Below are 14,315 nucleotides of genomic sequence, written 5' to 3' on the forward strand. Positions count from 1 at the left end.
ATTTTTGGAGAAAAATGAAGCTGGTCATTTTTAACACGCATTCCGCCAAAACCTTCTACAATACTCATCCAGGTTCCTGCCATTGATGTAATGTGACAACCTTCTTCCACTTCTTTATTATAATCATCTAAATCCAGGCGGGAAGTTCTTAAATAGAACGTATATGCCATATCCATTTTGTCTAAGACTGCAGCCTGAATCGAGTGTACGCAAGGCGAAAGAGAACTTTCATGAACCGTAAAGGATTCGTAAAATTCGAAATTTCGTTTTAATTCTTCTTTCGAAAAATGATCTTCAAAGAAATAAAAACATTGTAAAACATCGGCTTGTTTAATGTATGGAGAACGTAAAACACGATCCCAGGACCATTTTTGATTGATTGGGCGTTGCGATTTGTCTAAATCTTTTACAGGAACTAAATCTTTGTCTAAAAATCCGTCTTGCTGTAAATAAATCCCTAATTGCTCCGATTTTGGGAAATACATATTATCGGCCACTTTTTTCCATTCCTGAATCTCATTAGCAGAAAGATTCACTTTTTCTATAATACGTTTATGGTCTGATGGATATTCTGAAGCTGTTTTTTTGATTTGTTCCGAAGCATAATCGATACACCATTTTGCAATATAATTGGTGTAGAAATTATTATTAATGTTATTTTCATATTCATTTGGACCTGTAACACCCAAAATCACATATTGATTTTTGTCTTTAGAGAAAGAAGCTCTCTGATGCCAGAAACGTGCAATTCCGATTAAGACTTCTAATCCTTTTTCAGGAATATAAGAGTAATCTCCGGTATAGCGGTAATAATTGAAAATCGCAAAAGCAATTGCTCCGTTTCTGTGGATTTCTTCGTGGGTGATTTCCCATTCGTTATGGCATTCTTCACCATTCATGGTTACCATTGGGTAAAGTGCTGCTCCGTTTTTGAAACCTAAATTATCTTTGGCATTTTCAATCGCTTTATCCAATTGATTAAAACGGTATGTCAATAAGTTTCTTGCTACCTGCTGATCTTTGGTCGCCATGTAAAACGGAATACAATAAGCTTCTGTATCCCAATAAGTTGATCCGCCGTATTTTTCTCCCGTAAAACCTTTTGGACCAATGTTCAGTCGGCTGTATTTTCCGGAATAGGTTTGATTTAACTGGAAGATATTGAAACGAATTCCCTGTTGTGCTTTTACATCTCCTTCAATCGTAATGTCTGACATTTCCCAGATTTTTGTCCAGGCATCAATTTGATTTTGAAGTAAAGCGTCATAACCTAAATTAACGGCAGATTTGATTACTTTTTCGGCTGCAGCCAAAGTATTTTCATGATTTAAAGAAACGGTATAACCACCAATTTTCTGAATAGATGAGGTTTGTCCTTTTGCGATAATAGTTCCATAAGTAAACTGAACTTTATCAGTAGTTGAATCAATTGTTGACGGTGAAATATTCACATTTTCGCCGTTTGCAAAAATCGTATTGTGCATGAAAGTCGTAACTTTAAAATGCGTTTTAAAAGTTTGCGCGGTTACAAAAGCATCACTATTTGATTTTTTTACTTCAAGCGGTTCCCAGAATTTTTCTTCCCAGTTGGCATCTTCATTCGTTACGCCAGCATCAATATAGGGTTTGTAAACAATTTTAGCATCTTTGTTTAAAGGTGTAATTTCATATTTTATAATTCCGGTTTCATCCAAATCCAAAGAAAGAAAACGACGAATATTTACGGCGATTTCAGTTCCGTTTTTCAATGTCGCTTGAAAAGAACGATTGTACCAGCCTTCTTTCATATTCAATTCCCTGCGAAAGTTACTTATCTCAGTACATTTGTTAAGGTCTAGATTTTCTTCGTTGATTTCAATATTGATTCCGATCCAGTTGGGAGCGTTTAATACTTTGGCAAAATATTTTGGATAGCCGTTTTTCCACCATCCTACTTTGGTTTTGTCAGGATAATAAATTCCTGCAATATAACTTCCCTGAAAAGTCTCGCCGGTGTAGGTTTCTTCAAAATTGGCGCGTTGTCCCATAGCTCCGTTTCCAAGGCTGAAAAGACTTTCGGATGCCTTTACGCTTTCGGCATCAAACCCTTCTTCTATGATGGACCAGTTGTCTGGTTTTATATAATCCTGATTCATTTTTTCTTTAATTAGATGATTGGGCAATTAGATAATTAGAAAATGTGTCAATTTGATAATTATTTGGTTGATGTTTCTAATTTGACTTTATCTTGTTAATTGCTGATTGTTTTTACTGTTTGTTGATTAGATGATTTGTAATGATTTTTTTTTATTAAATAATTAGTCATTTTCTAATTATCTAATTGGCACATTTTCTAATTGATTAACTTCTCAATAAACGCTGAGCTTATTTCGGTAAAATCTTTAAAAATATATTGGGCTTCATGCAAAATTGTTTCCTCGCCGATTCCTACACTTACCATTCCTGCTATGTTTGCTGCCTGAATTCCTGCAACGGAATCTTCAAATACGATTGCATTTTTTGGATCAATATTTAGTAATTGAGCCGCTTTTAGGAACACTTCAGGATCCGGTTTGGCATTGGTAACGTCATTTCCGTCAACAATAACATCGAAATACGAAAGAATCCCTGTTTTTTCTAAAATTGGTCTTGCATTTTTACTGGCAGAACCCAATGCAATTCCCTGGTTTTTATCTTTTAATAGTTGCAGGATTTTAAAAACCCCTGGAAGAATCTCGCTTTCATCCATGTCAACTAAATAAGATAAGTAATCTTCGTTTTTTTGAATAAGCCATTTATCCTTATCTTCCTGCGAAGCCTCAACATTTCCTAATTCAAGAATTATATCTAACGAACGTATGCGACTTACACCTTTTAGTAGTTCGTTATGTTCGTGTGTGAAATTAATATGTAATGCCTGAGCGATTTTCTGCCAGGCTAAAAAATGATATTTTGCGGTATCGACAATGACACCGTCAAGGTCGAAAATAAATGCTTTTTTCATTATAGGGGAATTCTTATTTTATGATTTTTGAATAGTGTCGTCTACATCTTTTACTTTGTACACTAAAGCAGCGGCAATTAAAAAACTTACTCCGCTTGTAATTAAAGCATAAATTGCTTCTCCATTGTAAAGATATTTTACAATTGGACCTCCAATAAGAGCATTGACAATTTGTGGAATAACAACAAAGAAGTTGAAAATACCCATATAAACTCCCATCTTTTTAGGGGCAATTGATCCGGCAAGAATGGCATATGGCATAGCTAAAATGCTAGCCCAGGCTACTCCAACTAATACCATCGGAAGTACAACCCAGTCTTCATTTGGCATAAAGTAAATCGATATTAATCCGATTCCTCCAATAATTAATGATAGTGCATGAGTTGATTTTCGTCCAATTTTTTTTGCGATATACGGGAGAAAAAACAGTGCGATAATAGCAGAAACTAAGTTATAAACACCAAAAAGAATTCCAACCCAATCTCCGGCATCCTGATATTGCTGACTTGAAGTGTCGCTTAAAGGCAATCCGTAGATATGATGTGCGATTGCAGGAGTTGTAAAAACCCACATACCAAATAATCCGAACCAGGAGAAAAATTGCACCCAGCTAAGCTGGCGCATTGTGGTTGGCATTTTTGCAAAATCTGTAAAAATGTCTGTCAGTTTTGATTTTTCTTCTGATGGAATATCTCTTTCACTTTGAGGATCTTCAAAATTGGATAATTCTTCAGGAGAATATTCTTTAGTTGTAAAAAGTGTCACTAAAATTGATCCAATTAAAACCGCTGCTCCAATTATAAATGATAATTTGAGATTTAAAGGAATACTTCCGGGAGCGGCATTATTTGAAATGTGAAAATAGTTCGTCAACACATAAGGCAAAGCCGAACCGATAACTGCTCCGAAACCAATTAATGAAGTTTGGATACTAAAGCCTGCAGTACGCTGATCTGTTCTTAAATTATCACCAACGAGAGCGCGAAAAGGCTCCATGGCAATGTTGAAAGAAGCATCCATAATCATTAACATTCCGGCTCCAACCCATAAAGCGGGTAAAACAGAGATGAAAATATTGGCCTGAGGCATTAAAATTAATCCAACCGAAGCTAAAATAGCGCCTACGAGGAAAAAGGGTTTTCGTCTTCCAAACCGTCCCCAGGTTTTATCGCTGTAATGACCAATAATAGGCTGCACTATCAATCCCATAAGGGGAGCAATAATCCAAAACCATGATAATTCATGTACGTTGGCACCAAAAATTTGAAGAATTCTGCTGGCATTTGCATTCTGAAGTGCGAATCCCATTTGTATTCCTAAGAAACCGAAACTCATGTTCCAAATTTCCCAGAAACGTAATTTACGCTTTTCCATTATCGTAATTAAAGAATTAATTAGACGATAAGCGCTTTGCTTATCAAAACTTACTTATGGTTCGAAGTAAAAGTAAAAGCTTTGAGCAGGCGTAAAAGTATTAATTATTTTTTTATATATACTAACAAAAAAGCCATAAATAGTATTTATGGCTTTAGAATGTGTTGATTTTAAGAAAATTAGTCAGTAGATTCTCTTTTTATAAGATGCGTTTCTATTACTTCGGTGGTGTAATTTTCATTTTCTTCTTCCTCATCATCATGTTCTGCTTCAAGCCTTTCAATAAGCATTTTAGCCGCTTTATTGCCCATTTTTTTTCCGCTTTGGCTTACCGTTGTAATACTTGGAGAAGAGTATTTAGAGATAATTCCGTCAGTAAAAGCAATTACGGCTAAATCCTTTGGAATTTTTAAACCCATTTTATTGGCCGTTTTGATTATAGTTACGGCAAAAAGTTCATTTACGGCAAAAACAGCATCAAAAGCCCTGTCATGCAAAAGCTGACTAATGGTAATTTCGCAGGTATCCACATCTTCAATTTTAATGATCAGATCTTCATTAAAAGGCAGTCCATTGTCTAAAAGTGCTTTTTCATAACCATCTGTTCTCAATTTCCCAACGCTTACATAATCAACAGTTGTTACTAACGCTATTTTTTTTCTTCCATTATCAATTAAACTTTGCACAGCTTCGTAGGCAGCAGCTTTGTCATCAATGATTACTTTATCGCACAAAATATCGTTGGTTACACGATCAAACATTACAACTGGCATTCCCTGATTGATCACTTCCGTAATATGATGAAAATCACCTTTAAACTGGGTTTCTTTGGAAAGCGACATGATAAAACCATCGATACTTCCGTTGGCTAACATTTCCATATTTAGTACTTCCTTATCAAATGAATCACCGGATAGACAAATGACAACACTATATCCATTTTCATTAGCAACCTGTTCAATTCCGTCAATTACGGTAGAGAAAAAATAATGTACAATTTCCGGAATGATAATACCAATGCTTTTGGTTTTTCGGTTTTTTAGACTAAGGGCAATGTTGTTGGGTTTGTAATTATAAAACTTGGCAAATGCCTGCACTTTTAACCTGGTTTCTTCGCCAATTTCAGAGCTGTTTCGCAATGATTTTGAGACAGTTGAAATAGACACATCCAACTCCTTTGCAATCTGTTTCAGTGTCACTTTTCGTTTCATAATGCTAATTTGGAAAAAATGTTATTAATAATAAAGGTATGCTTAATTTTGTAAAATCATAATTTTATCCTTAAAAAACCGACATAAAATATAAAGTTGTCAACACTACCACGTTTTCGTAAACCAATAAAAAGAGTCACGCGTCGAGCATGTTAATTAATTCATAATTTTGAAATTCGAAGTAAAATTAAAAACTTAAACTAACAATCAAACACTCAAACTAATTTAAACAAAAAGTATGAAAACAATTTCGAAAAAGTTGTTATTTTTATTCCTGCTGTTACCATTTGCTGTGCTCGCTCAAAGCACTTTAAATGGTACAGTTGTCGATAAAGCGACAGGACAACCAATCCCGGGAGTAAACATAAATGTACAAGGTGCACCAGGTGGCGCATCGACAGGTTTTGACGGTAATTTTCAGTTGTCTAATGTAAAAAGCGGAAACAAAATTATCGTTTCTTTTATTGGATACAAGACCGCTACCATTGACTATAACGGTCAAAAAACAGTAAACATTTTATTAGAAGAAGACACTAATGTTCTTAAGGAAGTAGTAGTGCAGGTAGGTTACGGAACTGTTAGGAAAAAGGACGCAACAGGTGCTGTAACTGTTTTGTCAGCCGCTCAGCTTAATAAAGGTCCGGTAGGTTCTGCAGATCAGCTTTTGGTTGGTAGAGCTGCAGGTGTCAGAATTACTACTGATGGTGGAGCGCCGGATTCTAATCCGAATATCAGAATTAGAGGTGGAAGCTCATTATCAGGCAATAACAGTCCGTTAATTATTATTGATGGCGTGCCAATTGATAATACGAATCCGGCAGGTATTTCAAATCCTTTAACCTTGATAAACCCTAATGATATTGATACGTTTGCAATTTTAAAAGATGCTTCGGCAACTGCTATTTACGGATCAAGAGCATCAAACGGTGTTATCATTATTACCACTAAAAAAGGAGTTTCAGGCGCTCCGAAATTCAACTTTTCATCTAATGTTACTATTGGAAAAGTCAACAATCCTGTTGATATGCTAAGCGGCACTGAATTTACAGCTTTCATGCAAAAATATCATCCAACTTATACTAATTTGTTGGGAATTCCTGATGGTTCGGGGGCAACTGATATTGCAGGAACTCCTCAAATAGAAGGAAGGATTGTATCAGATACCAACTGGCAGGATTTAATTTACAGAGAATCTATTTCTTCCGACAATAATTTTAGTGCAAGAGCCAACCTTTTCGGAAGAATTCCGTTCAGAGCTTCTCTTGGTTATGCAAAAAATGAAGGTGTTGTAAGAACAAATGAATTGGAAAGATATTCAGCTTCTATTAAACTGTCACCGGTTCTTTTAGATAATCATTTAAAAATTGATGTAAATGCTAAAGGAATTTCGGTTAAAAAGAATGCTATAGACGGTGATGCCGTTATTGGGAATGCTTTGGGAATGGATCCTACAAAACCGGCCTTTGACAATAGTGCCACTAATAGATTTGGAGGATATTATCAATTACTTAATACCAATAACTCTTTAAGCGGACAGCAAAATCCTTTGGCTATTTTAAATCAAAGATCACGTCCGGAAGAAGTTCAGAAATTATTAGGAAACATTGAACTGGATTATAAAATGCCTTTTATGGAAGCTTTAAGAGCAGTTGCCAATGTAGGTATTGAAGCGTCTAAAACAAAAATTGAAGAAGTTTACACAGATAACTCAATTCAGACTTATCAGTTAGACAATTCTGCTCCCACAACACCTCCAACTTATGTTTTTAATCCAGGGTTAAATTATGCTGAAAATCAAACGGTAACAAATAAAACATTAGATGCTTATTTAGCATACAATAAAAATTTAAATGGATTTGTAACTAGAGTTGATGCTCAGGCAGGTTATTCCTATCAAAACTTTGTTACAGATGGTAATAAAGAAATTTTCAGATACAGCACTATTAATGGATTAAGAGAAATAACGCCACCTACTGTTCCAAATAATAGATATTATAATGCGAGAAATCTTCAATCGTTTTTTGGAAGAGTAAATTTTGATTTGGTAAATAAATATTTATTTACATTAACTTTAAGAACAGACGGGTCGTCTTTATTTAAAGAAGACAAAAGATGGGGTTATTTTCCTGCAGCAGGTTTTGCCTGGAGAATTAATGACGAATCTTTTTTACAGGATTCAAGAACATTTAAAGAATTAAAAGTAAGATTAGGGTACGGTATAACAGGGCAGCAGGACATTACTGGTGTTGCAGGTTCTTATCCGTATAGTGCTTTGTTTGGTTCTACAAGTGCCTCAAGTACTTATATTCCGGGAGTAACTGGTTATTTTGCAAAACCTTTTAATGAGGATTTAACTTGGGAAAAAACAACTACTTACAACATAGGAGTTGATTTTGAATTATTTGAAAATAGTATTGTTTCAGGTACTATTGATGCGTATCAAAAGTATACAACTGATTTACTTTCTGTAGTTTCTGCTCCTCCGGGACAGGCATTAACAAACGAATTTATCTCAAATGCTGGTGAGATGGAAAACAAAGGTATCGAAGGAAACCTGAATGTAAAGCTTATAAGCAGTAATGATTTCAATTTGTCTGTAAATGGTAATATCGCATACAACATAGGTAAAATTACCGATTTGAATAACAGAACTACCAATGTAGATAATGCCTCTACTATTCCAAATGGAACAGGTCAAAAAATAGCATATAATACTGTTGGTGAACAACCTTATTCTGCCTGGGTTTTTGAGCAAATTTATGACTCAAGTAACAGGCCTGTTGAAAATGCTTTTGTTGATAAAAACGGAGATGGTGCAATAGATGATAATGACAGAAGTTACGTAGCATTAAGACCAAATTGGACATACGGTTTTGGATTGACGGCTTCTTATAAAAAATTAGACTTAAGCACAACCTTTAATGGTCAGATTGGTGGAAAAGTTTATAATGCCAGAAAACTGCAGTCAGGATATTTGGATAAAGCTATTCCGGTTAACTCTACCAATTTAACTAACGTTGTAGATACTGATTACGTTTTTCAGAATGTAAATGGAAACATTCCTTTTTCTAATTATTATTTAGAAGATGCAAGTTTCTTACGTTGCCAGAATATTACCATTGGTTATAATTTTGATACTGTATTAAAAGGTGCGGTTTTAAGATTATATGCTGCTGCAAATAACTTATTTATTGTGACAGATTACACTGGTGTAGATCCGGAGAACTTTAATGGAATTGATAATAATTTCTATCCAAGATCAAGAACTTTCAGTTTTGGTCTGAATTTAGACTTTTAATAAAAAAATATATAAAAATGAATCAATTTAAATTTAAAATAATAGGAGCTGCTTTTGTTCTTTTCTTATTCGCTTCCTGCGTTGATGACCTGAATACAGAACCAAAAGTAGAATTGACTCTGGACAAGCTTTTAGAGCAGGATCCAAATGCGGTAGACGGTTTAGTTTCTAAAATATATGGAACTTTTGCTCTTTCAGGACCAGACGGACCAGCCTCGACAGATGTTGTTACAAAAGATGCAGGTGAAGCTGCTTTTTTAAGAAGTATCATCAACTTGCAGGAGTTCTCTGCCGATGGTATGAAAAACCGTTGGGGAGATGATGGTCTGGACCAGTTAACGACAACAAGTAACTGGACCCCAAACAACAAATTTTTCAGGTATTTGTATGATAGAGCTTATTATACAATTCCTCAGGCGAGTAATTTGATTAAAATTTTGAGAACGACTTCAGTTGCTGTTCCGGAGAAAGAAAATCATATTGCAGAATTGCGTTTCTTAAGAGCATTGGCTTATTATTATGTGATTGACTGTTTTGGAAAAGGTGTTATCACCACTGAAGATGATATTAATACATCGACACCTAAAAAAGAATCAACAAGAAAAGAACTTTTCGAATTTGTTGAATCTGAACTGAAGGATATCGAAGGAACTATCACTGCAACCAAATCATATGGTAAAGCAGATAAAAATGTAGTTAGAATGTTATTGGCAAAATTATATTTAAATGCTGAAGTATATTCCGGTACGCCAAGATATGATGACGCATTAACGTATACAAAAAAAGTAATTGACGAAGGTGGATATACGATTGCTCCAAAATTCGTAAGTGTATTTTCCGGAGACAATAATACTTCACCTGAAATTATTTATACCTTAATTGCTGATGCTGTTGTAAGTCAGGGTTATGGTAATACAACCTACATTGTAAATGGAAATCTAAGTACAGAGACAATGAATCCAAATGATTTTGGGGCTACGGATAACTGGGGCGGACACAGAGCAACAAAAGCATGGTACGGATTATTTAACAATGGAGATCTGGCCGGTTCTACAGATGACAGAGCAAAATTGTTCTGGACTACAGGACATTCCTATGAAATGAATGACTACAAAACATGGACAGATGGTTATCCTAGTGTGAAATTCAGAAATAAAAACTTTGTTGGAACTTCTAATTCAACAAGTTTTTCTAATACAGATTTTCCTTTATTTAGATTGGCAGATGCTTATCTAATGTATGCTGAATGTGTTGTAAGAGGAGCTTCTGGAGGTACTGCTCAAACAGCATTAGATTATGTTAATGCTGTGAGAAACAGATCAAACGCAGGAGCTATTTCAGCCGGACAGCTTACATTGAATTTTCTTTTGGATGAAAGAGCACGAGAATTGAATCTTGAAGGTCACAGAAGACAGGATTTGATCCGTTTCGGGAAATTTACCGGAGGATCATATTTATGGCCCTGGAAAGGTGGGGTAAAAGATGGGACTTCAATTCCTGATACTTACAATTTATATCCAATTCCAACAAGTGCATTACAGTCAAATTCAAATTTATCCCAAAATCCGGGGTATCCTCAATCTTAAATTAAGAAAAACATGAAAAATATAGTAAAACTAAGCATATTTTCAATGTTGTTTGCGACAATAGTTTCCTGTAATCCGGATGATCAAATAATTGTAACGCCCTCGGCAACTGCAAAAGTATTGACTCCTGCAACAGGCTTTAGTGTTGTTCTTTCAAAAAGCACTGAAAATGATGTTGCAACTGTGGTAACCTGGGATGCTGCCCAATATGAAGGTACTCAGACAGTAGTAAATTATACTATTGAAATTGCAAAATCAGGAACAAACTTTGCAATACCTATTGCAGTAGCTACCACAACAGAGCTTTCTAAAAGTTTGAAAGTTTCTGAATTAAATTCAGCATTAGTAAACGGTGGCTTTGTAAAAAAAGAGGTAAATGATGTTGATATCCGTATTAAATCTTTTGTAGGGACATCAGGTGTTGCCCAGTATTCCAGCGCCAATACAATTAAAGCGACTCCTTATAATATTCCGTTAGCTACATCTCACTGGTTAGTAGGTGCTGCTACTCCCGGAGGATGGTCATGGAATGCAGATGATGAAACTGAATTTCCATTGGTCGCTGGTAAAACAAATATTTATGAAGTAGTTGTCGTTCTTAAAAACGGGGAAGCATTCAGGGAGTTTTTAGGGAATAATTTTACCAATGATGGTAACTGGGATGCAAGTCACAATTATACGTACTACACTGGATTAGGATTTACTATTGATTCAGAATTAGTAAATGCCGGTGATGGAGATGCCAATTTTAAATATACCGGACCAACAGGATCGAGAATTTTAAAAATTGATAATGTTGCAAAAACTATTACACTAGACTAATTTTTAGTTTAAAATATTAAAAAGGCTATCTATAAGGTAGCCTTTTTTAATAAAACTAATCAATCAACCACATTATGAAAAAACTTTTACAATTAATATTGCTTTTATTTTCATCGTTAATTTTTCCACAACAGCAAAACGTAACTTATTCAGTAAGTCCTGCTACTTTTGAGGAGGACAATGCTGTAACAATAACGATAAACGGTAACAGTATCAATGAAACCACATGGGGAATTGCCGCAACTCACGAACTGTATTTATGGGCTTGGGCTTTAGATACCAATGATACTACTCCAAAAGGAACACCAAATAATGGTGACTGGTCTGCTTCCAGTGCTGGGAGCGCTTTTACATACAATGCAGGAACCGATACGTACACCAAAACTATAACACCAACAACATATTACAATGCCACCGGAATTGGTAGAATTGGTTTTTTGGTTAAAGCAAAAGACGGAACGGGCGATAAAAAATCACAGGATATTTTAGTCGAAGTAGGAACTTTTCAGGTAACGCTTACTTCTCCTGTAGAAAACAGTACAACGATTCTAATATCAGGCTCCAATTTCAATATTTCCGCAACGAACACAAATGGTACAGCCGCTTATGTTTTAAAATCAAATGGGTCTGTCATAAATTCTAATCCTGCAACAGCAGGTTATTCATTTAATCATACCAATATCACAACAAATCAAACTTATGAATTATTGGTAACACAAGGAGCGGCAACAATCTCTAAAAAGTTTTCGGTTGTCGTTAGTCCAAATACGGTTTCAGAAGCAATGCCTGTTGGCTTGGTTGATGGAATTAATTATAATACGAATGATGTAACTAAGGCAACTTTGGTTCTGGACGCACCATTAAAAGACTTTGTGTATGTTGCAGGAAGTTTTAATAACTGGCAGCCTTCATCGGCGTATGCCATGAAAAAAGATCCGGTTTCAGGAAAATTCTGGTTCGAGTTAACAGGATTGGTTTCTGGAGTTAACAATACCTATCAATATTGGGTTGTGGATGCAACGCCTTTAGCCAATTCACCTTCATTGGTCAAAACAGCTGATCCATATTCTACCTTAGTTTTATCCCCTTATGATGATAGTTCTATTCCGGCAATAAATTATCCTAATATGCCGGTTTATCCATCCGGACAGCAATTTGAAGTAACCGTTTTAAAAACAGGGCAAACTCCATACAGCTGGCAGGCAACAAACTTTACAAAACCTGAAAAAGACAAATTAGTAGTGTATGAAGTTTTGGTTCGTGATTTTGATGCCAACAGAAACTACCAAAGTTTAATTGAAAGAATCGATTATTTTAAAAATCTCAAAATAAATGCTATCGAGTTAATGCCCGTGATGGAGTTTGAAGGCAATGAAAGCTGGGGTTATAACACTTCTTTTCATATGGCTTTGGATAAATTTTACGGAAGTTCGGATAAACTAAAAGAATTAATCGATCTATGCCACCAAAACGGAATAGCAGTTATTCTTGATGTTGCTCTAAATCATGCTTTTGGAAGAAATCCGATGGTAAGAATGTGGATGAACGATCCTGACGGAGACGGTTTTGGATCGCCAACTACCGAAAACCCTTATTTTAATACAGTGGCTATGCATAGTTATAATGTTGGTGAAGATTTTAATCATCAGTCGCTTAAAACTCAGAATTATGTTAAACGAGTAATCAAACAATGGGTTGAAGAGTATAAAATTGATGGCCTGCGTTGGGATTTAACTAAAGGATTTACTCAAAATTGCCCTTCTAATGTTGCAGGCGGACAAGAACCCTGTACAGGAAATTTTCAACAGGACAGGGTTGATGTTTTAAAATCATATGCTGATTATTCTTGGGCATTAGATCCGACACATTACACTATTTTCGAACACTTAGGTACTGATTTGGAAGAGCAGCAATGGGCAAATTATAAAATTACCGAATCCCCAAGCAAAGGAATCATGATGTGGGGTAATTTGAATAACGCATACAATGAGTTGTCGATGGGATATACGGGTAATATTTCGAGAATGACGAGTTCAAGTCGAAATTTTACGACCAATCGTTTGATGGGTTATGCTGAAAGTCATGACGAAGAACGATTGATGTATAAAAATATCCAATATGGAAGCTCTGCAAACCCATCTCATGATGTAAAAACATTAAATACCGCATTATCAAGAATGTCGGCGATTGGCGCAGTTTCATTATTAGTTCCGGGTCCAAAAATGATTTGGCACTTTGGTGAATTAGGATGGGATTCCTCTATTTTCACCTGTAACAATGGTACAGTAAATGATGCTTCGGCTACAATTTCAGGAGACTGTAAATTAGATACTAAACCACAGCCGCAATGGACAGGAAATTGGCTGGGAAATTCTGCCCGAAGCCAGATTTATAATGATTGGTCAAAAATGATTACAATGAAAATAACTGAGCCGGTTTTTTCAGGAACGGTTTCAATTGCCGATGTGAGTAATTTGTATCCAAATATTAAAATTACAAACGCAAATTTAGCTGCCAGTCAACTTAAGGATGTATTGATTCTGGCCAATTTTAATGTAACTGCTCAAAATGTAGCAACAGGTTTTTCCTATCCTGGAGCGTGGTATAATTTAATGGACAATACTACAATAAATGTTACTGATGTTAATGCAACAATAAATCTGGGACCAGGCGAATATCGCATTTATGGAAATAAACAGGCAAATTTGGCTATTGCTGATTTTGAAAAAGGGAATGCAGTGAGTTTATATCCTAATCCTGTTTCTAATTATTTCACCTTAAATATTCCAGTGATTAAAGTTGAGGTTTATTCTATTTCCGGACAATTAGTGAAAAGTTTTATGGCAAATAGAAATACGGATTATCAGTTTGGTGTGAGCGATTTAAAAACAGGCTTATATGTAATAAAAGCTTTTGACAATAATGACAAAATTCAAGTTTTGAAATTTATTAAAAAATAGATTTTTGCAGATTTGAATATTTGGTTGGTTTGTAATGTAAAAGGGCTGTCTTAAATAGACAGCCCTTTTGTTTAAATATTA

The 14,315-nt window shown here is 35.2% G+C and carries 8 protein-coding genes; 4 read left to right on the forward strand and 4 right to left on the reverse strand.

Translation table 11 applies throughout. The annotated features are described in order from the left end of the window. The 4 genes from ABI657_RS11655 to ABI657_RS11670 form a co-directional block, all read right to left on the reverse strand. Positions 1-2,135: family 65 glycosyl hydrolase domain-containing protein (locus ABI657_RS11655; protein ID WP_348097435.1), on the reverse strand; the 2,135-nt coding region annotated here is incomplete at its 3' end. Between the two features lie 197 nt (positions 2,136-2,332). Further along, complete coding sequence (gene pgmB / locus ABI657_RS11660) at positions 2,333-2,986, reverse strand: beta-phosphoglucomutase (RefSeq protein WP_348097460.1); 654 nt, start codon at positions 2,984-2,986, stop codon at positions 2,333-2,335. Between the two features lie 15 nt (positions 2,987-3,001). Next, positions 3,002-4,357, reverse strand: coding sequence for an MFS transporter (locus ABI657_RS11665; RefSeq protein WP_348097436.1), 1,356 nt, complete (start codon positions 4,355-4,357; stop codon positions 3,002-3,004). A 179-nt stretch (positions 4,358-4,536) separates the two neighbouring features. Then, complete coding sequence (locus ABI657_RS11670) at positions 4,537-5,568, reverse strand: LacI family DNA-binding transcriptional regulator (RefSeq protein WP_348097437.1); 1,032 nt, start codon at positions 5,566-5,568, stop codon at positions 4,537-4,539. A gap of 238 nt (positions 5,569-5,806) precedes the next feature. Here ABI657_RS11670 and ABI657_RS11675 point away from each other — a divergent pair, with 238 nt between their 5' ends. From ABI657_RS11675 to ABI657_RS11690, 4 genes are all read left to right on the forward strand, one after another. Then, the gene (locus ABI657_RS11675) at positions 5,807-8,866 is read left to right on the forward strand and encodes a SusC/RagA family TonB-linked outer membrane protein (protein WP_348097438.1); all 3,060 of its coding nucleotides are present in this window, start codon (positions 5,807-5,809) and stop codon (positions 8,864-8,866) included. Between the two features lie 17 nt (positions 8,867-8,883). After that, the gene (locus ABI657_RS11680) at positions 8,884-10,452 is read left to right on the forward strand and encodes a RagB/SusD family nutrient uptake outer membrane protein (protein WP_348097439.1); all 1,569 of its coding nucleotides are present in this window, start codon (positions 8,884-8,886) and stop codon (positions 10,450-10,452) included. 12 nt (positions 10,453-10,464) lie between these two features. Beyond that, positions 10,465-11,274: a SusE domain-containing protein gene (locus tag ABI657_RS11685; protein ID WP_348097440.1), complete on the forward strand. Its 810-nt coding sequence runs from the start codon at positions 10,465-10,467 to the stop codon at positions 11,272-11,274. A 74-nt stretch (positions 11,275-11,348) separates the two neighbouring features. After that, on the forward strand, positions 11,349-14,234 hold the full coding sequence (locus ABI657_RS11690; protein WP_348097441.1) for an alpha-amylase family glycosyl hydrolase: 2,886 nt from the start codon (positions 11,349-11,351) through the stop codon (positions 14,232-14,234). The last annotated feature ends 81 nt before the right edge of the window (positions 14,235-14,315 follow it).

It is taken from the genome of Flavobacterium sp. (assembly GCF_039930565.1).
In the GTDB taxonomy this organism is placed as follows: Bacteria; Bacteroidota; Bacteroidia; order Flavobacteriales; family Flavobacteriaceae; genus Flavobacterium.

Coding starts and splice junctions, on each gene's coding strand:
- ABI657_RS11665 (WP_348097436.1), bottom strand. CDS start 4,357: ATGGAAAAGCGTAAATTACGTTTCTGGGAAATTTGGAACATGAGTTTC.
- ABI657_RS11670 (WP_348097437.1), bottom strand. CDS start 5,568: ATGAAACGAAAAGTGACACTGAAACAGATTGCAAAGGAGTTGGATGTG.
- ABI657_RS11675 (WP_348097438.1), top strand. CDS start 5,807: ATGAAAACAATTTCGAAAAAGTTGTTATTTTTATTCCTGCTGTTACCA.
- ABI657_RS11680 (WP_348097439.1), top strand. CDS start 8,884: ATGAATCAATTTAAATTTAAAATAATAGGAGCTGCTTTTGTTCTTTTC.
- ABI657_RS11685 (WP_348097440.1), top strand. CDS start 10,465: ATGAAAAATATAGTAAAACTAAGCATATTTTCAATGTTGTTTGCGACA.
- ABI657_RS11690 (WP_348097441.1), top strand. CDS start 11,349: ATGAAAAAACTTTTACAATTAATATTGCTTTTATTTTCATCGTTAATT.